The organism is Scytonema sp. NUACC21, from assembly GCF_054684315.1.
In genome coordinates, this window is sequence record NZ_BAAFZH010000097.1 from 134,319 (window position 1) to 158,351 (window position 24,033).

19 protein-coding genes are annotated in these 24,033 nt (G+C 40.5%); 5 read left to right on the plus strand and 14 right to left on the minus strand.

Features of this window, described 5'->3' with window-relative positions; all coding sequences use genetic code 11:
* Window positions 1–128 precede the first annotated feature (128 nt).
* From ACYRY3_RS29435 to ACYRY3_RS29465, 7 genes are all read right to left on the minus strand, one after another.
* Complete coding sequence (locus ACYRY3_RS29435) at window positions 129–1,265, minus strand: glycosyltransferase family 4 protein (protein ID WP_460205218.1); 1,137 nt, start codon at window positions 1,263–1,265, stop codon at window positions 129–131.
* A gap of 6 nt (window positions 1,266–1,271) precedes the next feature.
* Window positions 1,272–2,246 carry a glycosyltransferase gene (locus tag ACYRY3_RS29440; RefSeq protein ID WP_460205219.1) on the minus strand — a complete coding sequence of 325 codons (975 nt, stop codon included), beginning with the start codon at window positions 2,244–2,246 and terminating at the stop codon, window positions 1,272–1,274.
* Between the two features lie 41 nt (window positions 2,247–2,287).
* Window positions 2,288–3,733 carry a lipopolysaccharide biosynthesis protein gene (locus ACYRY3_RS29445; RefSeq protein WP_460205220.1) on the minus strand — a complete coding sequence of 482 codons (1,446 nt, stop codon included), beginning with the start codon at window positions 3,731–3,733 and terminating at the stop codon, window positions 2,288–2,290.
* 83 nt (window positions 3,734–3,816) lie between these two features.
* Entirely contained in the window at window positions 3,817–4,776 is a 960-nt protein-coding gene (locus tag ACYRY3_RS29450) for a glycosyltransferase family 2 protein (RefSeq protein ID WP_460205221.1), read from the minus strand.
* 36 nt (window positions 4,777–4,812) lie between these two features.
* The gene (locus tag ACYRY3_RS29455; protein WP_460205222.1) at window positions 4,813–5,775 is read right to left on the minus strand and encodes a beta-1,6-N-acetylglucosaminyltransferase; all 963 of its coding nucleotides are present in this window, start codon (window positions 5,773–5,775) and stop codon (window positions 4,813–4,815) included.
* A 93-nt stretch (window positions 5,776–5,868) separates the two neighbouring features.
* The gene (locus ACYRY3_RS29460; RefSeq protein WP_460205223.1) at window positions 5,869–7,050 is read right to left on the minus strand and encodes a WecB/TagA/CpsF family glycosyltransferase; all 1,182 of its coding nucleotides are present in this window, start codon (window positions 7,048–7,050) and stop codon (window positions 5,869–5,871) included.
* A 751-nt stretch (window positions 7,051–7,801) separates the two neighbouring features.
* Window positions 7,802–8,182, minus strand: a complete 381-nt coding sequence (locus ACYRY3_RS29465) for a helix-turn-helix domain-containing protein (protein ID WP_460205224.1) — start codon at window positions 8,180–8,182, stop codon at window positions 7,802–7,804.
* A 218-nt stretch (window positions 8,183–8,400) separates the two neighbouring features.
* On the opposite strand from ACYRY3_RS29465, the gene ACYRY3_RS29470 reads away from it, so the two are divergent.
* A complete protein-coding gene (locus ACYRY3_RS29470; protein WP_460205225.1) occupies window positions 8,401–9,534 on the plus strand; it encodes a hypothetical protein in 1,134 nt (377 codons plus the stop codon).
* 196 nt (window positions 9,535–9,730) lie between these two features.
* Here ACYRY3_RS29470 and pgsA read toward each other — a convergent pair whose 3' ends face one another.
* Window positions 9,731–10,246: a CDP-diacylglycerol--glycerol-3-phosphate 3-phosphatidyltransferase gene (gene pgsA / locus ACYRY3_RS29475; RefSeq protein ID WP_460205226.1), complete on the minus strand. Its 516-nt coding sequence runs from the start codon at window positions 10,244–10,246 to the stop codon at window positions 9,731–9,733.
* Window positions 10,247–10,390: 144 nt separating this feature from the next.
* Here pgsA and ACYRY3_RS29480 point away from each other — a divergent pair, with 144 nt between their 5' ends.
* Complete coding sequence (locus tag ACYRY3_RS29480) at window positions 10,391–10,534, plus strand: hypothetical protein (RefSeq protein ID WP_460205227.1); 144 nt, start codon at window positions 10,391–10,393, stop codon at window positions 10,532–10,534.
* A 224-nt stretch (window positions 10,535–10,758) separates the two neighbouring features.
* Here ACYRY3_RS29480 and ACYRY3_RS29485 read toward each other — a convergent pair whose 3' ends face one another.
* From ACYRY3_RS29485 to ACYRY3_RS29510, 6 genes are all read right to left on the minus strand, one after another.
* Window positions 10,759–11,082 (minus strand): hypothetical protein, encoded by a 324-nt coding sequence (locus tag ACYRY3_RS29485; RefSeq protein WP_460205228.1) that lies wholly within the window; start codon window positions 11,080–11,082, stop codon window positions 10,759–10,761.
* 111 nt (window positions 11,083–11,193) lie between these two features.
* The gene (locus tag ACYRY3_RS29490; protein WP_460205229.1) at window positions 11,194–12,267 is read right to left on the minus strand and encodes a chemotaxis protein CheB; all 1,074 of its coding nucleotides are present in this window, start codon (window positions 12,265–12,267) and stop codon (window positions 11,194–11,196) included.
* Window positions 12,268–14,556 (minus strand): hybrid sensor histidine kinase/response regulator, encoded by a 2,289-nt coding sequence (locus tag ACYRY3_RS29495; protein WP_460205230.1) that lies wholly within the window; start codon window positions 14,554–14,556, stop codon window positions 12,268–12,270. It lies immediately after the preceding gene.
* Window positions 14,557–14,571: 15 nt separating this feature from the next.
* Window positions 14,572–16,053, minus strand: coding sequence for a methyl-accepting chemotaxis protein (locus ACYRY3_RS29500; protein WP_460205231.1), 1,482 nt, complete (start codon window positions 16,051–16,053; stop codon window positions 14,572–14,574).
* 89 nt (window positions 16,054–16,142) lie between these two features.
* Window positions 16,143–17,243 (minus strand): chemotaxis protein CheW, encoded by a 1,101-nt coding sequence (locus ACYRY3_RS29505; protein WP_460205232.1) that lies wholly within the window; start codon window positions 17,241–17,243, stop codon window positions 16,143–16,145.
* An 85-nt stretch (window positions 17,244–17,328) separates the two neighbouring features.
* A complete protein-coding gene (locus ACYRY3_RS29510; RefSeq protein WP_460205233.1) occupies window positions 17,329–18,570 on the minus strand; it encodes a response regulator in 1,242 nt (413 codons plus the stop codon).
* Between the two features lie 2,027 nt (window positions 18,571–20,597).
* On the opposite strand from ACYRY3_RS29510, the gene ACYRY3_RS29515 reads away from it, so the two are divergent.
* The 3 genes from ACYRY3_RS29515 to ACYRY3_RS29525 are packed head-to-tail and all read left to right on the plus strand — an operon-like array spanning window position 20,598 to window position 23,987.
* On the plus strand, window positions 20,598–21,566 hold the full coding sequence (locus tag ACYRY3_RS29515) for a TauD/TfdA family dioxygenase (protein ID WP_460205234.1): 969 nt from the start codon (window positions 20,598–20,600) through the stop codon (window positions 21,564–21,566).
* A 35-nt stretch (window positions 21,567–21,601) separates the two neighbouring features.
* Window positions 21,602–23,011: a homocitrate synthase gene (locus tag ACYRY3_RS29520; protein ID WP_460205235.1), complete on the plus strand. Its 1,410-nt coding sequence runs from the start codon at window positions 21,602–21,604 to the stop codon at window positions 23,009–23,011.
* A complete protein-coding gene (locus tag ACYRY3_RS29525; protein ID WP_460205236.1) occupies window positions 22,986–23,987 on the plus strand; it encodes an iron-containing redox enzyme family protein in 1,002 nt (333 codons plus the stop codon). The genes ACYRY3_RS29520 and ACYRY3_RS29525 overlap by 26 nt, the downstream gene beginning before the upstream one ends.
* Window positions 23,988–24,033 lie beyond the last annotated feature (46 nt).

Genomic DNA, 24,033 nt, shown 5'->3' on the forward strand with positions numbered 1-24,033 from the left:
ATAAAAATTCTGGCTCAAAACGTTAAGAGATGGCTCTCATCGAATTGTTGGGTTTGGTGACTCAATTTGTTGGGTTTGATGACTCAATTTGTTGGGTTTCGTTCCTCAACCCAACCTACTGTTCCGTCTTACGCATAGAGTGTTGTTTTGCTTTCTTTTAAGATATGACGCTTTGAAATACTTTTCATTAATGAAAAAATCGTGCCATAATTTCGACGCGCATCAAAACATTTTTCGGCTTTATAACGACTTGCTGCAGCCATCGCAACTCGTTTTGTCCCATCATTCTTCAAAGCCCGTACAGCAGAAATAAGAGCACCTACATCACCGGGAGACACAACAAAGCCACTCACTCCATCTTCTACTTGCTCGCGCAATGCTCCTACATCAGTCCCAATAATGGGTAAGCCTGCTGCCATTGCTTCAATCACCGCCAGTGGAAAGCAGTCGCCTTGTGTGGGAAAGACAAAAGTATCGGCGTTAGCGTACAGTTCCTTGAGTGCGGCGCTGTTTGGGGTTAAACCACAATGAACCCGTACACCCTCGATTCCTACTAATTCCTGCTGGATATTTGTATCTTTTGTGACAATATCTAAGGTGCAATCGTAGTTTAATCCGTTGCGGAATGCCGATAGCAGTGTATAACCGCCTTTTCTGGCAAAGTCACCTCCTACAAATAATAACCGCAAGCGATCGCCTACAGGTTTTGTATTACGTCCAAAACGCCACTGTTGTAAATCTACACCAGGAGGAATAACTGTGACTTTTTCAGGGGATATACCATAGTCAGTCACTAGGGAACCTTTAGCCCACTGACACCACGTTACCAAAAGAGTAGCGGCGTGATATGTACTCTTGTTCCACAAGAATTTGTAGCGTTCAACTAGGGCATTGCCACCTACCTGATGTTTGTACCCCGAACCAACTGTATCGTAATTCAGCGGTGTGGCATCTGTGGAAATTATTGTTGGTATATGCCGCATAAAGGGAATAGCAAATAGAGCCAGCGTTTGGGTGTGTAAGAACACAACATCTAAAGGGCTTGAGGTCAAAGCAGCTTTAAGGGCATCACGAGTACGCAAACTTGCTTGTAGCGACCAGTTCTTAGAAATCACTGGAAAGTGCTCCCAAAGATCGTTTATTTCACTTTTTATTGGCATCCAGACAGGATATATATCGGTGTCTTCTGCTACCCAACGTCTAAGGTTTTGGTAGTGAGTGATATGCCCTAATGAGTGTTCGACTGCAAACCCAAAATTATACATTGATATTTATCCTTTGGAAAATGATGGTTGCTTAATAAAAAGTCTTTTAAAGGTTTCTATTAATCCCCGCGACTGTTGAGGAGGTAAAAGAAACACGGCAAAGATTTTAAGATATGCTTTTAACATAGCTTGCCACTGCAAAAGCATAGAAGGGTCGTATTTGATAGCATTCCAAAAACATCTTGCGGCAATAAAAGCATTTCGTCGTTCAGAAGGAGCTTCCAGTGCTTTACAGGAAAGATAATGATAAAATTTAGAAAGGGCTTCTTTCTTCAAGTGCTGTAGGGATGTAGGAGCCTGACTATAAGCTTTATCAAGAAATTTCAAGCAGGATGCTTCCATTTTCACAATCTTTGTACTCATTGAATTAACCGACATTCGATATAATATCTGAGGAGAAGGTACGGCTACAAAGTCATACCGAAAAGCCAACCTCAACCACATATCCCAATCTTCAATTCCCGGTATTTCTGTATCAAAATTTCCTACTTCTGCAAAAGCCTGCTTGCGAATTAAAGGATTGGAACCATTTTCTAAAAAATTCTGTACCAAAAGCTGTTTATAAGCATTTCCATTGGCAGTGATGTAATTACCTTGGCGAAAAAAATTCCCCGATTGAGTAATATAGTTAACCCAGCTATAAGCCACTGCTGCTTGAGGATTTGCTTGCAAAGCTTTGAATTGTGCCTCTAACTTATCTGGCGTCCAGAGGTCATCAGAATCTATAAAAGAAATATATTCACCAGAAGCTTTTTCAATTCCCCGGTTGCGGCTAGTTGGTATACCACCATTTGGATAGCTATATATCTTTAATCTAGGATCTTTTATGCTTGAAAGAATATTCAAAGTTGAGTCTTGCGAACCATCATTAATCACTAAGACTTCCAAATTACTATAGGTTTGATTTAAAACTGATTCTATTGTTTCTCGAATAGTTTTTTCCGCATTGTAAGCGGGAATAACAACAGATATGAGTGCCATATAATTATAATAATCCTCCATATTTTAAGTTTGACAAACCTTTATGAATTTTGTTGACGCGTATATTTTTTTTTCAACCATTTTGCAGAGGAAAAAGCGATCTCTTGATATTTTAATAATTTCTTTGGAAAGATTAATCTAAGACTCAATACATACAAACCGATAAAAACAAACGGTTTGATAAATAAAGGTAGAAAAGATGAAATAAATAAAGATGGAATAATTAAAAAAAACGCTTGAAAACAAACTTTTAGAAAATTCTTCATTGACCAGTTAAAATGTTTGCATCCTACCCACCACCAAGAAACTGTCCAAACAATTCCTAAGACAAAAGCAACAGCGATGCTAACTCCGAGAATTCCTCCAGATTGAGCACCAATGATAAATGCCCCTATAGCTATAGGAGCAATATAGAGATTAACTCTAGCATTCAGATCTGGACGACCTTTTGCTGAGAGCATCGAATCAAGAGGACTATTAATTACTCTAAAATAAGCAAAGATAAGCAACCAAGGAATAACTTCTGTCATGGGAGCCCATCTAGAGCCAAAGATGAGAGATATTAATGGTTTATCTAAAATTAAGAATATTAGCGCGTATACGGGAGCAATTACAAAAGTAATTTCCTCAATGACTTTAAAAAGAGTCTCTTCTTGCTGCTTTTCATTGTTAATCTGAGCAAAAATTGGCATTCCTAACTGACCAATAACTGAATTGAAAATTGTCGAGAATGACATAGTTATTTGATAAGCTAAGTTGTAGTAGCCAAGACTTGCACTACCTAGCAGCTTGCCAACAACAAGATTGTCAATGTTCGCATTAAGATAGAAACCAAAACTAGAACCTGTAGCTCCCAAACAGAAAGAGAGAACCTCCGCTCTAACTTCTGGGTTAATTTCCAAGCGTAAATTATGACCGGATTTGTAACGGGTTAGGATACACGCTACTAACCAAGAAGCAGTATCACCAATAGCAAATGACCAGTAGCTCAAACCGAGTAAAGCAGAACCAGTTGTCGTCAATAAACGAATGACACAACTCAGAAGATTTATATTTGCCAGTTCTCGATACTGCATCTGTCTTGTCATAATTCCCGAGTAAACGTAGAAGACAGAAGAAATGACTAAATTACAGGCAAATATTATTAACAATCCGGTTAAATTTGGCTGATTGAACCAACTACCTATGAGTGGTGAACTAGCTATCATTGCTAAAGCAAAAGTGATTCCAATGCAAAGACTCACTGTATAGGCAGTGTTTAGGTATCGTTTATCTTCCGTACCTTTGTAGATAATAAATGACCCGGTTGTACTTTGGGTAAAGAGTGTAAAAAAAGACCAGAAAACATAGGCAATACCAATGACACCAAAGTCAGATGGTAGGAGTAACCTTGCTAAAATTAAATTGCTTATGAGAGCAAAAAAGCGGGTTAGGAAGGTAGCGTAGGTTATCCAAAACCCACTTTTAATTAAGGAAATTGGTTTCATTGGATGAACACAGCTAAGTAGATCGGTAAGCAAAAACGTAACTGGTAAGGGTGTCTTTAGTCATTTGTCATTTGTCACACTACCTAGCCAGAGGTAGATGTTGCCCTACCAAGTACTCGTCCAATCATAAATCGAGCCAATGGTGCCAAATTTACAGCTAGCAAAGTGACAAGGGCGCGTAGGTCAGTGTAAAAGATTGACCTATCTGCTGCTAGCGCTTGCTCCAAAAAGTTACGGGCTTGTTCTACATTGCCAGCCTGAAGGCACAATCGCGCTAGATATCGGTACATATAGGCATAGGCGGTAGGTAGCATTGGTTCTATTAACTCTGGAGTGCGTTGGTATGCGTTTTGGAAAACCTGTTCCCACGTGTGCTGCATCTGTACCACATTAAAGGAAAGACCGGAAGGGCGGACGCGATAGTAACACAATGCGCGAGGTTCTCGGTAAAACTGCCAACGCCTTGTTCCCGCCACTCTCAACCAAAAATCAAGATCCTCACAACTGCGTAAGCTTTCATCAAATTCACCGACTTCATCGTACAGACACCGACGAAATACAGCATTAGAACCATGACCAACAAAATTCTTGCAGAGTAGAGCTAAAAGAGGGTCAGACTGAACTGGTTTGCCGCTTAAATGGATAAAAGTTGGGCTTCCATCATCACGAATTGCCCTAGAAGCACTATAAACGACCCCAATCTGAGAGCCATTATCAAGCCGCGCCACATGATTGGCTAGCTTATTTGGGTGATAGATATCATCACCATCCAGGAGGGCGATATATTCTCCACGAGCATTGTTAATACCAAAGTTACGTGCTGACGAAAGACCCCCATTTTGTTTCTGCAAGAGTTTAAACCGTGCATCACGCTTGATATAGGGTTCAACCTCAAGCGCCGTACCATCAGAAGAGCCATCATCAACAACGATCGCTTCAAAGTCATGGAACGACTGACGCTCCAAAGACTCCAGTGCCTTTCCAATATAAGAACGAATGTTGTAAGCGGGAACGATCGCACTGACTTTAGGGGAACCAGCCATTATGTCACTCTCTTGCTACCTATGAAATCAAATCATTTATCCTATGGAAGATACAGTGCGATAGCCTTTACTTTTCTCTAAAACTATCTCATCTAAAAGGTCTAAAATCTTGCTATCCTCATTAGCATCAAATTTTCTTGCAAAGTGAGCGTTGCTTTGTACTATGGGTAAATAATCATCCGTTGTGAGCAAACGCGGACGACCATTGCGAGTTCTAGAAAAATCGAAGTAAAACTTGTTATCGTTACATAGGTTGAACAATCCACTGTTAACTAACACTGTTTGAATAAAAGATTCATCTGATACACCTACCCCTCTGTAATAATCAATGATTTCAGGATGAGATTGGTAAAACTCATACAGGTATTTAACGCACTTTCCAGACAAAGTACAAAAGAAAGACCCCCCATAACAGATAAAATTTTCATCAAAAGGCACCGAACTTCTCACTCCAACCATACCGTAGGCAGGATTGAGCCTAAAAAATGGTTGAACGTAATTTATTATCTTGACAGGTGTGACAAGCCCCTTTGCCCACTCAGGTAATTCACTAAGAGATTTGATTTTTTGGTATTTGTAAAAATAGCGATTGTAACCCTCTCTCAGGCTCCAATGGCTCTCTTTAGAGAAGACTTTAAAATATTCTAAGAAACCATCATACTGAGTTCCTGCCAAAAAGGTTTTCACTTGGGAGAGTGGCTTAGTGGGATAATCTTGACCTGAAATGTTAGTTAACCAGTCAAAAGATATGTTTTGGCTTAAAAGCCAGTTCACAGCGTCTAAGTATCCCTGAACTATAGAAAAGTCGCCCCTGCCCCCTAAACCGGAAATGACCTGTACTTCTAATAAATGATTTAGTTTCGCTACATCCAAATCCGAACAAGAGAAGTCATGGCTCACTAGCACTAAGCTATCTGGGCTCGACTTTTTGATAGTATTTATCAAGCGATAAATTTGCTCTGGATTTTTATGACTTTGGATCAGATAACAAACTCTCATTTTCCAGCCTCAGAAACGAAGGAATTTGGTGTTTGTCAAGCCAGATTTCCATAAAAATGTCTGCCTTCATACTGCAGACATTTTTCAGAAAAATTATTCTCTAGCTCCTGTTGCATCAGGCAAAACGACATTCCGGATGATATTTTCAAGAGTTTGTTTTTTGATACCTTTCTTTCGTACTAAAACTTCATCCAAAAGCATATCAGCTAGTTTCTCATCCGACAAAGCAGTTTCAACTTGTGCCCTAGTTAGAAGATTTGCTTCAATGAAATAGTCAGCAATTCGCTTGACCCTTTTATAAATGGTTACTGGCAAATCCTGATTCTGACCGTTGCCTTTTGAGGATAAGCTGCTCTTAACCAACTGCATTGGCTGTACTTGTAATGGTGAAGCATAAAACTTGGCTAAAGCAATCTGCAGTACAAAAGCAGGATTTCCAAGCAAATACCGGGCTGCTAAACGTTTGGGTTCGCGGATTAAACGGTATAACCACTCCAATCCCAAATTAGATAAAAATGGCGGGCAATCTGGCACAATACCTGCAAGCCGATCTACGATCGCTCCCCCAAGCATGATGGCATTAACCTGCAAACGGTTGCGATGCTTGTAAACCCAGTGTTCTTGGATTGGCATTCCCATCCCCAGAACTAAAACATTGGGCTTTGCCTGATTGATTTTTTGAATGACCATCCCATTCTGCACGGGGTCTTCCCTATCGAAGTACCCGTGGTGCCCGGAAAAGTTGATGTTTGGATATTGTTGCCTCAAACGATTCAGCGCTCTTTCCAAGTTTTGTGGTTTTGAGCCCAGTAGAAATACAGAAAATCCATGTTCATTGCACTTTTCTAGCACTTTTGGCATTAACAGAGAGTAAGAGGAGCGATATTCAATGGGTAACTTGAGACCCATCCATCTAATCGCTTTCAGGATACCAACGCTATCACAATGAGCAATGTCTGCACTTTGAAGAAATTGATAGTACCAAGGTAATTGCATCGTCAGGTTAAAACTGTGCACGTTGTAATTCGCTACAGTTATCTTCTTTCCTTGAACAGATGCTTCATAAATTGCCTCTACAATTGCTGGAACAGTCATGCAGGTAATGCGGCGCTCTAGCAAGTATATATTGAGACTTGGCAGCTCCTCTACCTGATAGTTATTTGGTAGTTTTAGCAACCCATTGCCTTTGTTTCTGTTAAACGAGTTTGTGTTTGAATACCACAAAGGCACCCGTGAGTTTCTAGGAACGGCAGTGGGGTCTTGTAAGTGATCCACACGCGTTTACTCATAGTTAAGGATACATTACACGAGACTTTATCACAAAAACTTCACCTATCTTAAGGATTACTCCATTAGTAATAAAAAATATATGAATTCAAGTTATAAAAATATCTTAATTGTGGTCATAATTAATACCTTATAATTTAGAATCTTAACTCCATTGATAGTCTAATAATGAATAAAACTTTCCGTAGAAGGGAGTTTTGTACTACAGACGTGTTAAGTAATATCTCGTTTTGACTCCCGGTAAAATTTTGGGCTCTGTAAGATTTATCCGACTCAATTTTTTATAATATTTTGTATAAAATAAAACTATAAGTTTTGACATTCTTTTTCTAATTGAATTTTGATACAACTCTGTAGTGCGTGGAATAACCTGATGATAGGAAATGCCTAAATGTGTCTTTTCTACATCCACCAATAGAAAGAGTTTATTTTTTCATATTGAATATGTCAGTTACAAGGTTAAATTAATAACGTCAATCAATTTTAAAGGGAATATAGGTATAAATCGTTGCTTCTTCTGAAGATGGCTCTGATTTCATGCGCTTTCTGGTTCTTTGTATGCAGAATATCCTCAGGTAGCCTCATGTGTAATAGATTAGCCGCCAATACTGTTCGGTTAAGGTTTTTTCACATATGTAGAGACGCTTCAAACAGCGCGTCTCTACAAAGATTGTTGTCAAGCAAAATTGTCTTATCCAAGCAGTATTAGATTAGCCGCATCCTGACTAAATCCGCATTTTTATGCAACGCTCGAATCCTCTTTGACCAGTTTTAAGCTTGATGTATCTGAATCTTCCTCCTTCGTCGCTTGCTGTCGCTTGGCTTTACGTCGTTTTGCCAAACTGAACACTCTATCTGTTTCTGTTGGATGAATGGGATCGAGTGAGTAATCTAGTAGCTCTCCCGGTGTAATCGGTTTATCCAAGTCTTGTGCTAGCTCGTTAAGAGCATTGCATAACAAATTTAACGCTGTACCGTCTAACCGGGGCATCGTCTTTGCCCTTCTAAGAGCAGACATCGCATTCGTGCTGATATCTAGCTTCTTGGCCAGGTCTTTGCCTTTGATGTCGTACCTAGCCATGACTTCTTTTAGTTTCCATCTAATCAATGTCTGAATCATCTAAATCAACACCTACAATTTACTTTTTATGAATTCATTTATAAATCCTATTGTGTCTTTTATTTAAACATGCATATAATGAAATGTATACAAGTCATCGTACCAAAAAAATAAAAGTTAAAATTGTATTAGTTTTTTTGAAAAAGAAAGGCGATCGCGTACTTCTTTACAGAACGAGCGATCGCCTTCAAAAAAACCTATAAATATCTACTATGATTATGCCACAAAACCAAGCCCTTGCAACAGACGAACAGATTATTGCTCAGAGAGAACTCAACCAGTACATCGAAGCCCAAGCCAACGCCATAGCGCCGCAGGCTCCTGGAGATTCCTTTGCTGCACTTGCTCATGGCACCGAAAGCATCCTGGCTCATGCTATGGTGCTTGCCCAACAAAAGGAGCACTTGTCTAAAACTGCCTACAGAAAACTTCTCAAACAGTACGGTTGGAAGAATGAAGACCGCAAGTACTTAAAAGTGGCTGAATCTTTCAAGGGGTTTGCTTGCCAAGATTTAGCCCAAATCGAGCCGACAACCCTCTTTCGCTTGGCAAATAACTCCAAAAAGTACCAAAGCGTTATTGATAAGCTGCATTCCTTAACAGAAATTAACCAATCTGCCGTGCGGGAACTCATTGCCCAGGTGCGACAACCCACCGAACCAAAACAAGAACAACCCAGCATCTGGCGGCGGACAAAGAACGGTGGGAGATACTGCCAAATTCCACCGATTCACGAGATAGACGAACGGACGGGGACGACGTTGCAAAAGATGATGGATGAGGAAGGATTAACGGCACAACGTATTGTTGCTGAAGCCATAGCACTGAGACAGGCGTACAAAGAAGGGCGGTTGGTGTTGGTAGAAAGCCGTGAGTTGTCTGTGGAGGAAGAAGAAACATCGGATGTTTGGGTTGATGACAGTATGGACGCCGATACTGAGGGTAGTTGGACTTTTGAGCCAGAACCAGAAAGAGACGATTGTGATACTGCTGTTGAAACCGAAGCAGAAAATTGTACCCAGTCTCCCGTTGAATTGTTGATTGAGACATTTCAAGAAGCTACAACCTGGGAGCAAATTAAAGAAGCTTTATTGGTTCATGAGGAATACAAGCAACAGGCGTGGGAGGCACTGACGCCCATTGAGAAAAAGCGAGTTAGGGGATTGATGCCAATTGAGTTGAGGAAGTTATCTGAGGCGAAGAAGGCTGGTTTAATTGTTGATTTTCAAGAAATCAGAGAGGGTGTTTATCAGGTGCGGAGAATGGGGAATTTGTTGGGGGAAGTAGTCAGTGCATCTAGGTTGGATGCTTTTTTGGCTCAGTTGAGAGGCGATGGGCAAAGCTTTGCTTGAAGTAGGATTGCTTGCACGAGTGCGATAAGCCGGGTACGGTTTGTGTCGAAGCGAGCGCTCTCATTGCACCTCAGCTCGGCAATATAGCGCCGAACAGCCCAACTGAAACGGGCGAGACGCCCGTTCCACAAGACTACTATCAGAGTGTATTGCAGCCAACTGAAAACCGCTATATTGAGGTAGCAACGGAGCGCTCTTATCCTTTGGATTCTGGATTCGGCACAAGATAGATAGCCCCAGAAATTAACGTCAGGGCGACAGAAACCCAGAAAGCAATCAGGGAGGGCAATTGCCAAACTTGTGGCAAAGGAGCGATTAAAAGCGCGATCGCAATAATTTGACTGACAGTTTTGAGTTTGCCCCAAATATTGGCTCCCGTAATTTTAGGTTGACTGACACGCCAACCTGCGATCGCTAACTCCCGTGCTAAAACAAGAAACACCCCCCAAGCAGGAATCTGTCTGAGTTCAATCAACACCAGTAAAGGTGCCAGCACCAGCAACTTATCTACCAATGGATCGAGAAACTTACCCAAGTCAGTGATTTGGTTGAGTTTCCTGGCTAAATAACCATCGAACCAATCTGTCAGAGAAGCCACGAGAAAAATTGCCAAACAAATCCATCGGGCTTCATGTGACGGATTATACAATCTATAAAGGAGAAATGGTATCCCTAAGAGGCGGGAGAAGGTAATTAAGTTAGGTAAATTCATAGGGAGTGGTTAGGGGTTGGTGGTTGATAGGGGCGCGGCGACCTTGTGCCCGTACATAATTATTGGTTAGTTAAGAGATCTTGACTAATGACTAATGACTAAGGACTAAGGACTAATGACTAATGACTAATTTCACAGACTATCATGACCATCTTATCTGTTCACCGTCGCCCAAACTTACTCAGTGATATAAACGCATTAACTCCTGTAATATTTACTTTAGGTGGTCAAGAAGCAGTAAAAGATACAGCTTCTGCTATCCAAGATGTGTCACGGTGGTGGAGTTAAAGAACAACATTTTTAGTTAGAGATAACATTCAACGTTAGAGCCAAAAGGTAGAATAAGCGGCTCAAAGTCTTAATTTCTCGTGGTTGTGAAAAAAACTGTTCTTATAAGCGGTTGCATATGACTTGACCCACCTGTTCATTCAAAAGCGCTTGATGTACCAGTCACCGATGTCACTATACCCATAAGATTTCAGGGTCTGGAAGCATAACCCAATACGGTTCAGTTAGATGGAGTCGAGGGGTAATACCCTCACTCGACTCCATCTAAGGCTAAAAATTGGAGCTTCTACTCGTGTTCCGGTACCTCTGTGTGTCGGCTTCTTAGAACGAAACTTTGATACAGGTTTTTTGACAACTTTAGGATTAATATGGGTAACACGTTCAGGTAACAACGTATCTAAAATCTCGACAATTAACCAATCGAAAAAAAGTAAGGGCGCAATGCCTTGCGCCCCTACGACCATTGCATATGTATCATGAATTTCGTGAATTGGTATAAAACTCAGGCATAATGGTGGAACACCACCGGTGGTTGCAGCTTGAAACATTAACACTCTAACTGACCAATGTCCCAGGAACCAACCATAAACTTCCTCGACTACTTCTTACAAATGACAAATAGCTGTTTTGACTCATTAACATTATCTATAACAACCTACTTAATAAGCGGATAAAGTTCTTTGCAAAAAAGGAGCAATTTCTTCAATAGCAAGCAAATGCTGAACAGCACCCAAAGATATTGCCTCCTTCACCATGCCAAACATTGTATTTTCATTTTGGGCTAGAGTCATACCGCCGGTTTGAGAAATTGACTGCAAGCCTTCTGCCCCATCATTCCCAAGCCCAGATAATAAAATGCCAGCGGTGGCTCTACCATAGAAGTCGGCGACAGATTTGAACGTCACTGTAATAGAGGGACAATGTTTTTCTCCCGGTATAGCCATAGAATAAACAAATGCGCCTTGATTGTCCAATTCTAGATGATTTTTCTCTGGAGCGAAATAAATAGTTCCCGGTGATGGAATCTCCCCGACTTCGGCAATTTTAACCTGCAAGGCACACTCTGAGGACAGCCACTGGATTAACCCAGGCAAAACACCTTCACCTATATGCAAAACACAAACAACAGGTACGGGAAAATTAGACGGTAGTTGGTTAAGAATTTTTTGAATCGTTTGCAGACCTCCTGTAGAAGCCCCGAGGGTGACAATCTGGACGCGAGATGTCACATTCAACTTTCGCAGGTCAGTCCTGGAAACAAACCCACCAATTTCCGATTCTACGGAGGTAGGCAGATATTTTTGTTGCCGTTTGGGAACAACTTTCATACTGGAAAGCACTTTAATTTTGGCAATTAACGCCACTTTGAGTTTTTCGTAGTCAGTGGGCGAATTAGCTGCAGGTTTTGGTAAAACATCTACAGCGCCTGCTTGCAACAAGCGGTAGACATTATCGATGTCTGTTTTCTGCACGTAATTGCTGATCACCAAAATGGGTCTGGGGTCTTCAGCCATAACACGCTTAGTTAACTCCAGACCATCCATATTTTCCATGATCAAGTCAGTACAAATCACGTCTGGTTGAGTTTTAGTAATCACTTCCAAACCCTCCTCCCCATCCCGCGCTGTCCCAACCACATCAATTTCTGATGAAGACTTTAATATTCGCTGGAGAATTTCCAGAACAACAGGGGAATCTTCAACCAAAACCACTTTCTTTTTAAACGTTTCCATTTATACTAGTCTCCTCAAAGTATCTAAAAATGTTCCTTGTTCAAATTCCCCTTTAGTAATGTAGGCATTTGCACCCACTTTTTCCCCCTGTAGCTTGTCTTGTTCGTTAGCCAAAGTTGTGACGAGAATCACGGGCAATTTTTCGTACTCTGATAATTCGCGAATTTTCATAGTAAACTCAAACCCGTCTAAATTTGGCATCTGCACATCTGAGACAACAGCATCGAATTTATTCTCGCTCAGTTTCTTAAAGCCATCTTGACCATCTATAGCATCTATGACTTCATAACCAGCAGTTTCCAAAATTCTCCTCATCTGGGTGCGGATGGGAATTGAATCTTCAACCAAAAGAATCTTCTTTTTGATTTGTGCCTTTTTAGCTAACTCTTTAACTGTGACAGAGACAACTGTCTTTTTAGCTGACTTAAATAAATCGGTTGGATTCAGCACCATGCAAACTTCTCCAGTACCCAGAATCGTCGCACCAGAGATATTACAAATCCGTTTGAGCAAACTGCTTTGTGGCTTTAAGACAATTTCTTGTAATTCCAATACATTGTCTACCAAGAGCCCCAAACGCTCAGAACCAACTTGTAAGATAATGCATGGGATGCTTTTTAAAACAGCGCTCAGTTCTTGAGTTGATGTAGGAATTTTGACTGGCAACCCCAGTAAATCTGCCAGCCAAGCAACTGAGACGGGCTGCCCTTGAAAAGGAAACGTCTGGCTGCCTTCAACGGCAAATATTTCCTGCGGGGAAACCAACAGTGTTGTTTCTACGAATTCCACAGGGATGGCATAGGGATTTTGGTTAACTTGTGCAATCAAAACACGAGTTGTTGCCAAAACGCTGTTGAGGGTGATGCGAAACAAACAACCTTTGCCTGGAGTAAATTCTACCAGTATGTTTCCTTTCAGACGCTCAACGTTAGCACGCACAATATCCAAACCGACTCCTCTACCGGAAATTTCCGTGACTGCAGTGCGGGTGGAAAATCCTGGCACAAAGATCAATGTCTGAATTTCAGCCGTTGACATTCTTAAGAGTTCTTCTTCGGAACAAATGCCACGACGCACTGCGGACAGTTTAATGGCTTCGATATTCAAACCACGTCCATCATCTGAAACTTCAATAGTTACGGTATTGCCAGTCTGGTAAGCCCGGAGAAGAATGGTAGCTGTGGGAGGCTTGCCAAGTTGTTGGCGTTCCAAAGTAGTTTCAATACCGTGATCGACTGCGTTGCGGAGGAGATGCAATAGTGGGTCTTTCATCTCTTCTAGAATCCGCTTATCTACGGGAGTTTCTCCACCCTCGATTTGCAGATGAACTTCTTTGCCTTGCTGCTTGGCTAAATCCCTGACAGTACGGGGGAAGAGATTAAATATTGCCGACAATGGCAGCAGTCGCAGAGAACTGACTCCTGACTTGAGTTCATCGGATAGTGTTTCGAGTCTGGTGGTAGAGTCATGGGTTTTATTTTGGAGGTGATTTAAACTAGCTCCTAATTGCTTCAGGCGGTTTTCCAATAACTGATAAAACTTTTGCAAAGATTGCAGTTTAGTATCTTGGTCGTGTTGTTGCAAATCTTGAAATAACTTACGGCTTGCGAAAACTTGTCGATTTAAGTCTTCCCATAAAATTATGATTTCTTCAATTTCAGCCAGCTGGTTTGTAATTTGACCTTTTGTGACGACGAGTTCACCGACATAAGTCAATAGTTTATCGAGTCTTTCTGATTCTACGCGGATGGTATCAATTCGGTCATCAGCAAATGGGTCTGCTATGGGTTCCGTTGGTTCGCTGACATAAATGGCATCATTGTATACAGGGGGTTGTTCTACAATAGGTTGGGGAGAAGTATCTTCGGCTTCAACCACCGTTTCCCGAATTTCCGACCCTGTATCGTCAGACTCTCCCCTCATCAGTTGGGCTAAGACATGGAAAATGCTGACCCCTGATGGTTGTCCGGTAACGGCTTCATGAGCAATTTTGCGGACAGCATCTAGCCCTTGATAAAGGCAGTCAAATATTTGGGGTGTCAAAATTCGCTCACCTCGCTTTACCGACCCCAGAATTTCTTCTATTTGGTGGGTGAGGGTTTCTGCATCTTTTACCCCTAACATCCGGGAATCGCCTTTGAGGGAGTGGGTTTCTCGCAGTAACACCTCAAGTTTTGCCTTGTCTTCGGGGTTTTTTTCTAGATGTAACAAAGCGCCTTCAATTTTCTGCATGTGTTCTGCAGTGGCGGCTTTGTACAGCGATCGCAACTCTTCATCTTCTATCATCATAATTTTGCTTTGCCCTCAAATTACAGCCTGAAGACTCTGAGCCGCTTCGTTAAGGTCTTCGGTAGCCACTTTCACCTGAGTAATACCAACTGCGGTTTCTTCTGCCCCTGTATTGAGGGCATTTATGGCAGCTACAACTTGTTGTACGGTAATAGCCTGCTGTTTTGCTGTTTGGGTAATTTGTTGGGTATTGAGAAACACGTTATTAACAGCATCAGCAATGCTTGTGAAAACATCTCCCGTCTCTGCAACTAGCTTAATCCCCTGTGTTGCTTTCTTTGTACCTTCATCGGTCACCATGATGGTGGAGTTAATAGCTGCTTGTACTTCGTTAACCAAAGAATTAATCCTTTCTGCTGACTTTTTGCTTTGGTCAGCGAGTTTGCGAATTTCACCGGCTACCACAGCAAACCCTTTCCCCTGGTCACCTGCTCGCGCTGCTTCTACCCCTGCATTGAGAGCTAACATATTTGTTTGATTCGCTAAATCTGCTACCAGGTCAGAAACTACAGAAATTTGGGATGTCTGTTCGCTCAGGCGTACAATTTGGTTGGCGATCGCTGTCACTTGGTCTCTCAGTTCCGAGATCCCTTCTACTGTCAGACCAACAGTTCTAGTTCCTCCCTCCGCAAGAGTTAAGGCTTGCTTTGCTCTTCCTGCAGAGATTTCGGCTTGTTCGGCAGACTGAAGTGCTGCAACCCCCAAGTCTTGGATCGTAATAGTTGTTGCACTCACTGAGGCAGATTGTTCAAATACGATCCGTTCTTGCTCTGTGACAGTCGCAGTGATGTCCTTTACAGATGATGATACTGCATTTGAGGCTTCTTGAATTGCCTTAACAATACTGGATGAAAGCACATAAGAAATCAACACAGTGATAGCAACTGCCATGAGTGTACCCAAGCCAGCCACAACTTGCAAAAAAGTCGTCGCCTGTGCAATTTCATTAATAGACGTTGTAATAACTGCGTCTTGACCCTGCTCAAATTCTTTCTGATTCTTTTCAAATTCTAAAATCCACTTTCTACTTTCTGGGCTTTCAAGTTTTTTTATCGCTTCATTTTTGTTTCCCGCCAGTACCAAATTGATAACATCTCTGTTAAAATTTTCTAGTTCTTCTGTTCTTTGCCGCAGTATTTTTAAATACTCTTTTTCTCTTGGTTTTTCAGCAATTTTGTCAGTAGCATCTAAAGCTTTTCTAGCATTATCAGTTTCTTTGGCAAACGAGTTTTGAAAACTAATAGCTTCCTCGCTATTTTTGGCATTTTTATCCTCACTAACAATCACAAAATTTGTGACCGAACGTTCTAATCTTAAGACGCTCAGTAGAGCATCATGTGAATATTCAGTAGCATCTCTTGCCTTTTCTACTCTTTGATAAGCTGTATCTAATCTTTTAGAATTTAAGAAAGCCAAACTGCTAATGACTATTAATATAATAATCGGAAATGAATATCCCAATAAAATACGTTCTCTCAATTTCAAGTCTGGAAACATATGCTAATATCCTTATAGATGTTTAATTGTTACAAAAGTATAAATGTCTGGGAATTTTACTCCTTGAACGACTAACCGTTTAGCGATCGCTAAATTTCTTCGTTTACCATTAACCCTCCTTTAGTTAGTATTTTGGGTAAGTCTAGAATACAAAGCACGCTTTCTTCAAAAGGAGCCATGCCCTGAAAATATTCCATACTGTCATTCACTGCACTTGGCTGCAATGGTGTCAAATCGTCATGGGTGAAATCAACAACCTCAAAAACTTTATCAACAGGTAATCCAGCAACAATATCATCCACTTGAACTACGACGGCTTTAGAACCAATTTTGACGGGGGGAGTTGGAAGATTCAAAACATTCCGAATATCTACTAAGGTAATAATATCTCCTCGCAAATTCATATTGCCAATAATATGTTTTGGACAACATGGAATAGGAGTAAAATTATAAATATTCGTGAATTCCCGCACCAATTCTAAGTCCAGACCAAAGTATTCGTTACCAAAGCCAATGACTGCAAGAGAAATTGTTTCAGGAGCAGATTCCGACTCTTTTGGTATTTCTTGAAATTCCAAAGCCCGCTGTTGGAAAATTTTTCTTTCTTCTAAAGTTGCATTGGGGCAATACAGGTCATAAAAGCTAGGAAACTGCATTCCTTCAAGTTGTTTGTATGTTTCATTATAAATTTGCCCATTCATAGATGCTGCCATCAAATCACACTGGCTTTCTGCATCCCAAATTAAGGTTAACAATGCATCTGGTTGGCGAACTAATTTCTGCGAATCAAGTAACAAAATAGTTTCTGTCTCTATCTGGATTGTTCCAAGGAGAAATGAGTCATTATTACCTAAAATTTCATAACCGTCTGGGGTTTCAATAACATCGTTGTCCAGTTCTAGCATTTCATAAACTTGGTGAACTAATATACCAATTTGCAAGCCTTCCCACTGTATAACAATAATAAAATCGCTGACACGGCAATCTTGTAGTGGATAACCCCAAAGCAAATCAAGATGTAACACTGGTATAATTTGATTTCTTAAAGGAAAAATTCCAATAACATCAGTGTTTGCTCCAGCAATGGGTATCAGTTCTGGAAGGGGAAAAATTTCTTGAACCAACATCGCTTCAATTCCATATATAGAATTGTGTAAACGAAATGTTAAATATTTCTTGCTTTGGTTCATAAACACTGATATTAATAAATAGTATATTGGGAAGTTATATTCATTGAGATTTCTATTTTAAATGATAAATAGTAAAAAATTAAAATTAGTAAAATATATTATTCGATATTGCTTGGCTTTGAAATTCTAAATTCCGAAAGCGATAGTTATTGGATTGACTTTCAATAGTAGGCTTTTTTTTGCTAACATATTTATCCACAATTTCCAGTAAAGATTCTGGTTCAAAGGGTTTGGTTAAATAATGGGTAGAACCAGCAATTTGACCTCTGAGTTTATCAGAAAATTTATCTCGTGCCGTGACCATCACAATAGGCAATGACTTAAATTTAGGAATACTGCGTACTGTGCGGCAAAATTCTAAGCCATCAATATCAGGCATCGTGACATCCAATAGCAACAACACAATTGGATTGCTGTTCATCAGTTTCAAAGCATCTAGGGCGTTATTTGCAGAGAGTACTTGATAGTCTTTCACTAAAGCCCGTTTAATTAAAGCCTGAACGACAGGGCTGTCATCAACACTGAGAACAATTGGACGTTCTTCCACAATAGGAACGGGAACGTCTGGACTCAAAGTTTGAGTTTGGGGTGTATATTCCCGCAAGACAATGAGATGAGATGTTGCCCAAACCTTATAGTATTGCGCTAGTTCGAGTGGATCTTGGTCTAATTCTTCAGCAATGTCTATGAGACTGCGCCTACCATCCACTTTTTCAAGCAAATGTTGCTGTTGGCTATTTTCTGTCACTGTTCGCCAACGACTTGATACAATCTGAGGAACAGCCTCCATACTGGGGACAACAGGAGCGAGTGCATCCCATTTTTGCTGGCGATCGTTCACAGATTGAAGGAGTCCGTACCAGTTCAACCCGTGTCCGTCTGTTCCATAACTGAGATCGATGTCTACCGTATCATCCAACTCTAACTGTCCGGAAAATGGAAAGGTTTGTTCTAGGGCTTCCGCAACTCTAGTGTGGGCATAAGCCTCAATCTCGTCCCATTTGAACACTCTTATCCGAACGATGTGTTCTAACAGTTCTCTATAGGATGCTCGATTTTGTAACTTTTGCGCCGCATATCTGACAGCAGTATCCGCCCAATTACTACCGCACTTTACCCCAATCTGTCTGGCTAATTCTTGATTGCTGGGCATATTCACCCCGCCGTAAACAATTTCGCCGTTGTTTAAGACGACAACACGAGACCTCGACTTTTGTTCTGAATCTATGAATGCATCAATGTCAACTAAGCCACTAGCACCCTTAGACTGTAAATCATCAAGCAAATCGCGTAGTTGCCCAGCTTTGTATTGTAATTTATTTGGCATTTTTTTCCTAAGTCAGCTGGTGTACATTCAAATATTCAGATGTAGCAAGTTTAACCCGGAGCCTAATTTGCTTGCACATTTTTGTCGATAACTTGCCTGGTTGACAGTGCAATTTTTTTGACACAACACAAAATGTTTGAAGTCGAGTACGAACCATAATTTATACCTAAACACAGGAATTCTGCGGAAAAGTCTGGCAAATCAAACTGTTCCGATCTGAAAACGAGATAATTTACCTTGTCATCAAAATGCTACCCTTTTGACCTACGTTGTTGCTGTTAACAGACTGGACAGATTCACCCTAATGAAGAGACATAAAACAAGACAGCGACTGACTGCTCTAGCCTTCGCCGATTAGTAGGTAACTTAACTAGTTTATCTTTCTTGAGCTTCGGTTTACAGTGTACCATTAATAAGTAATTAGGTTGAGTAGTCGGTAAAACGTAGTAATTACCCGTTTTTCACCGTTCACTTTTTGTACTCCTCTATAATCGTCATGAGTAGCAAGCGGATTCTATACCCAACCACAGAGATCGGGTTTTTTGAGGGCGGTTCTCACCTTTAGTTATAAAAAGCAACTACCTACGGCAGTCACCTGCCGCTATGTTGTAGATCCAAAATTACCAGACAAGATAGTGAACTACCACACACTCATCGGAGTGCCGATTGAGTGTGGGCTTCGAGTTTCACAGACCGTTGCCCCTTCCCCTTACGGGTATTCGGTCTTACACAGTCTCTACTCGCAGTAACGGGATTCCCTCCGCCATGTACCTAGGAACTAGTCTGAGAGTTTAGGATTCGGATGCCTTCGTTCCGTATGTTCAGCGCTGCATTCCCATCTCTATCCTAAAAAGCAAGGAGAAGCTCTACCCTGCTTTGACGAAGTCCACACGTTAACTATATGATTTTTGAAAATCAATCTTAATAATAGCAAGTTTCAACTTTACAAATAGACAATTATGTGCATCAAATAAACTGCAGCCTTAAAGAGTGTTTGTTCAAAAAAATTCACAACTTCTTCACCAGTTTTTCACCTTATATACATATTCTCAAAATCAAACTTCTTAACTAAGACGAAGCTCTCGATTCTTAAAAACAGTTCAAACCGAAGAATTGGCTCAGATCGCATAATCATTTCTTTGACAATGCATAAGTTTTAGCTATTGGCTTTCCGATCTCTAGCTGAAATAAGTTTGTGCATTTTTATGGCAACCCACTTAGGATGTATTTTTTATCTAACTTTCGTAATATTTATTTGTCGGTTTAATTATTACTTTGGATAGGCTATCGCTATAAAATCATGTATATATCAGCCTTTTACCCTTACTCTAAGTGCGTAATAGCGAGATTAACCTAAGTATTAAGTCAGAAAATCTTAACTTTTAAGCATTATTGCTTAGTATTTTAGTAAGATTTATCACTTTTCAAATTAGTATATTTGATATGACCTAAAAGTCATGAAAACTTAACTTATCCATTTGTTAAAGAATCTAAAGCCGTATAAAAAGCTAATTTCAAGAGAAATCGGGAAAAAGGGAGGTAAACAATAGCTTTTCTCGCTTTCATCTTCTAATGGGACAGGTTGTTTAATGCTTAAGGAAGGACTTGAAGCAACGTTTATAGCTGGAATATTTTTTACAATGTATTATTTTTTATAAAAAAAATAAAAAATAATAGTGTAATTACGGCTACAAGTTTTAGAAATTTATAGAACAATCTTTAAAGATTAAATTTTTGAAAAGAAACTAAACACTACAACTAAGGCAAAAATAGCGTTGTTGTAATGACGTGACATTATGAGTGACTTCTCAAGGATTGGGGAGGAGTCCACCACAGTTACCAATGTAAATATATAGGAGACGAGCGAAAGAATTATTAACCCTATCAAGATATGGGTTACTATTTGCGCCTGGAAATATTCAAAAACTTAAAAATCTTCAGTTTCCAGCACGCACATTAATTGCATCCTAAGTTATTGCAAACTCTTTCAAAGAGTCTGTTCACAAGTAATGGAGCTCTATAGTTTTATGACCATCACTTCTGATGTTCAAATCTTTGACGTCGTCAACTGTACTAGCATTGATAACTTTCAAGCTCAACTTCCTTCAATTTATGAGCGGATTGAAAAAGATGGATTTGCAATTATTCAAGCCTGGGATGCATCGCAGGATACCTTAAGAGAAATTTCTCTATATTTCGGTTACATTAAAAGTCATCCTAACGCTGATGATACCGGGATTAACAAATTGGTAACCGAGTATGTGGTAGACGAGAATACAAGCAACTTACAGACTTTTCGCGAGTATCACTATGGGTACACTGACGAGCTTGGGCTACATACAGATGCTTCTCACATAGATGGGGTTGCTTTTGTGAATGGTAAAGTTGTAAGGATTGCTCCACCAAGCTTGTTCCTACTTCAGTGTGTTCGACCAGCAGATAAAGGAGGAGCTAACTTTTTAGTTGATGCTCAAGAAATCTTGCAGCGTCTTTGGAATGAAGAACCAGAACATGCTAGAGTCGTAACTCAACCAAGAGCGGTAAGTTTTTGCAAAGCTAAATACTTTTCGACCTACTGTCCTCTTTTCGAGCAGCTTTCATCGGGAAGATGGCGAGTTCGTTTTCGTCAAGACACAATGTACGTCGAGCCTTGGGCCTATTCTTCAGTGAAACACGTTATTGATGATTATTTCCTTAATCCTCGATTTCGCAAGCATCATCTTTTAACTGAAGGGCAAATCATCATTGTAGATAATCACCGGATGATGCACGGTCGTGATGCAATTATTTCCCACGATCGCGATCGCCCTCGTACTCTCCATAAAGCTTGGATATGGGATGATTCCACAGATAATCTATTACGCCTTCTTGATGTATCCCCAGATGAGAAACACTTCCAGGTGTATAATGCCTATCTTCCCAAAAATATAGAGGTAGGACACAAGAGACTTCGTACCCTTGAAATTGGTATTCAGCTCAAGTCCGAAGCATTGTAAAAGTCACAACGTAGCATACTCTCCAAGGATGGACTATGGTTTTCACTTCTTTAGCAAATCAAGTGCTAAGTGATAATACAGTTTTAAATTTTCAAAACTCTATCGATTTAATGGATGAAACCCTACGTGAGGGTGCTGAACGGTCAAGTATTTCGCCTAGCTTAGATGATAAATGCAACCTAGGGAAAAAAATCTCAGAGATTGGTATCCGTTCGCTAGTCATCGGTTTTTTACCTCATGTACCTCACACCATAGAACTTTTGAAGAGGTTGTTGGAATTACAAAAACAAGGAGAAATCTCGCAAAAAACTCGATTCATTGTTCTCTCTTATGTTGGAGAGGATCTGCGTCGGTCATGCCAAATTCTTAATGAAGAACTGGGGGAATCATTAGAAAATGTTTGGCTCATAGCCGTCCATACTGTTTCCAATCAACAAATTCAGCACATTTTCTGGAAAATCCTGGCAAGAGAACCAGAGGCAGTATGGAATAGTGAAAATTGGAGTACATTAACTGTAGATGAACAGAAACAAATACACCTTCAATGGTTTGAGAATTTTCTGCCGACACTTAAGCAATATCGAGGCGGAGGTATTATTTTAGGTTTATTGGATAGCTTCCGTGCCGATATCAACCATGTCAGAAAAGTTATTGATATTGCTGCCAAACATGATATAAAACAGATTAGATTGGTAGATACAGCAGGTACCTGCTTGCCACAACAAATCGATATCTACGTTTCTTCTTTAGTAAAAGCATATCCTAACATATCCTTCTGGGGTCACTTCCATAACGACTTCGGTATGGCTACGGGCAATGCCATCTTGGGTTTGTCATGTGGCTTGAAAGGAGTGGACATCTCGGTGGGAGGTTTTGCCAGTCGTGCAGGGCATCCTCCTTTGGCTGAAATTGCCTTGGCGTTGCATGATTTGTATGGCATTACTTTGCCTGATTTTCACTACGATCGACTCTATGAACTCAGCCGATTGCTAGAGAAAACCTACGGGTTAATGGAGTGCCCTACCCAAGCTATAACGGGGGTTATCACCCACAGCATATATAGCAGCAGCCGCAACGAAGTTCTCAAAAAAGCGCCTACTATTTATGATGTCATCGAGCCAAATTTTATTGGTTCTAAATTAAATAAAGCTTTTGGCGTTCGTAGTGGGCGGGATGGTATTCGTTGGTTCTTGAAAAATAATCAGGAAAAATTGCAAAGCCTTGGTATTGATGTCAATGAAGACAAAGCCGAAGAAATATTCTTCTTCATTGTGAACGAGTGGCACTCACGCAGTCAAAAGCTACAACTTGATATTCAGGATGCTATATCCCATTATTATCAATTGTTAAATAGTGCCTTTTTTACTGAAGAACAAATGATACAGTTTCTTGCTCAAAATTACAAATCAGGGGCAAAGGATGAATTTTACAGCGTTAAAAACTAAGCAATCAGAAAAACTCCAATCCTTTCTTTTAGAGAATTTCCAAATAGCGAACTTACAGACATATGTGCAGGGCTTAGAAGAGTTTGCCCACCAAGCTTTTAAGAACAAAAATATTACTGCTTGGCAAGATTTGCAATATATGCTGTTCAAGCTGAATCAGCAGTTGCTCCAAAACGGTCATGGATTAGGTACAGAGCGGTCTCTCAAAGAATGGGTTATACGTGATACGATTGAACGAGTTGAGCAACAATACCTGCCAAAGCAACAAGTACCCAAAGAAATCAACAACGCCGAATTGTTCTTACCGTGGCTCAAGCAGCAAATTCAAAATCATCGCGTTAACAACCATCCCTTGTTCCTGTTGTTTGATAATGACAATTTAAGTAACGAAGAAATACGTTATTTTCTTGCGAATCACTGGGTATATACACAAAACTTTCATCTCCACATTGCTGCCTACAGTCTTTCTGTGCCTTTTGAGATGCGCGGAGAACTGTTTAGGAACATCTATGATGAAATGGGCAGAGGTAATTTTTCCGAGGCGCACCCAAATTTATTTACACCACTGATGAATTACTTTGGTGGCGCATACCCAGAAGATATTAACCCGGAAACTTGTCACTTCTTCAACACTCAGGTCAGTCTGTGTTGGTTTGGCGATGGTCTACATTACGGCATTGGTGGTATGGGTGCCTTGGAACTGTCAGTCCCACTACAGCACAAGCGAGTCCTGGATCACTTATTGCGACGTGGATTAAGCGAAGAACTGGTGCAGTTTTTTGTGATTCACTGCGAACTGGATGGAGATCACGCAGACGGATGGTTTGCCGCAGGTATGCCCTATGTGCGTAATTCTCAAGATTTGCAGAAAGTATTTGCAGGTGCCATGAGAATACTTGAAGCCCGTGTCGTCCTCTATGACGGTATCCTGAATCAAATTCTCTCACGTCGTGCTTCAGCCTCTTCAACTATGTAAGGGCATCACAAACAAAAAGCAGCTTTTGTAAAAAAAGGTTTACTGA

Excerpts from the sequence above, each read along its gene's own strand:
- ACYRY3_RS29520 (WP_460205235.1), top strand. The coding sequence starts at position 21,602 with ATGGTTTTCACTTCTTTAGCAAATCAAGTGCTAAGTGATAATACAGTT.
- ACYRY3_RS29440 (WP_460205219.1), bottom strand. The coding sequence starts at position 2,246 with ATGGCACTCATATCTGTTGTTATTCCCGCTTACAATGCGGAAAAAACT.
- ACYRY3_RS29435 (WP_460205218.1), bottom strand. The coding sequence starts at position 1,265 with ATGTATAATTTTGGGTTTGCAGTCGAACACTCATTAGGGCATATCACT.
- ACYRY3_RS29510 (WP_460205233.1), bottom strand. The coding sequence starts at position 18,570 with ATGCCAAATAAATTACAATACAAAGCTGGGCAACTACGCGATTTGCTT.
- pgsA (WP_460205226.1), bottom strand. The coding sequence starts at position 10,246 with ATGAATTTACCTAACTTAATTACCTTCTCCCGCCTCTTAGGGATACCA.
- ACYRY3_RS29495 (WP_460205230.1), bottom strand. The coding sequence starts at position 14,556 with ATGATGATAGAAGATGAAGAGTTGCGATCGCTGTACAAAGCCGCCACT.
- ACYRY3_RS29480 (WP_460205227.1), top strand. The coding sequence starts at position 10,391 with ATGACCATCTTATCTGTTCACCGTCGCCCAAACTTACTCAGTGATATA.
- ACYRY3_RS29490 (WP_460205229.1), bottom strand. The coding sequence starts at position 12,267 with ATGGAAACGTTTAAAAAGAAAGTGGTTTTGGTTGAAGATTCCCCTGTT.
- ACYRY3_RS29450 (WP_460205221.1), bottom strand. The coding sequence starts at position 4,776 with ATGGCTGGTTCCCCTAAAGTCAGTGCGATCGTTCCCGCTTACAACATT.
- ACYRY3_RS29505 (WP_460205232.1), bottom strand. The coding sequence starts at position 17,243 with ATGAACCAAAGCAAGAAATATTTAACATTTCGTTTACACAATTCTATA.
- ACYRY3_RS29525 (WP_460205236.1), top strand. The coding sequence starts at position 22,986 with ATGAATTTTACAGCGTTAAAAACTAAGCAATCAGAAAAACTCCAATCC.
- ACYRY3_RS29445 (WP_460205220.1), bottom strand. The coding sequence starts at position 3,733 with ATGAAACCAATTTCCTTAATTAAAAGTGGGTTTTGGATAACCTACGCT.
- ACYRY3_RS29470 (WP_460205225.1), top strand. The coding sequence starts at position 8,401 with ATGCCACAAAACCAAGCCCTTGCAACAGACGAACAGATTATTGCTCAG.
- ACYRY3_RS29485 (WP_460205228.1), bottom strand. The coding sequence starts at position 11,082 with ATGTTTCAAGCTGCAACCACCGGTGGTGTTCCACCATTATGCCTGAGT.
- ACYRY3_RS29500 (WP_460205231.1), bottom strand. The coding sequence starts at position 16,053 with ATGTTTCCAGACTTGAAATTGAGAGAACGTATTTTATTGGGATATTCA.
- ACYRY3_RS29515 (WP_460205234.1), top strand. The coding sequence starts at position 20,598 with ATGACCATCACTTCTGATGTTCAAATCTTTGACGTCGTCAACTGTACT.
- ACYRY3_RS29465 (WP_460205224.1), bottom strand. The coding sequence starts at position 8,182 with ATGATTCAGACATTGATTAGATGGAAACTAAAAGAAGTCATGGCTAGG.
- ACYRY3_RS29455 (WP_460205222.1), bottom strand. The coding sequence starts at position 5,775 with ATGAGAGTTTGTTATCTGATCCAAAGTCATAAAAATCCAGAGCAAATT.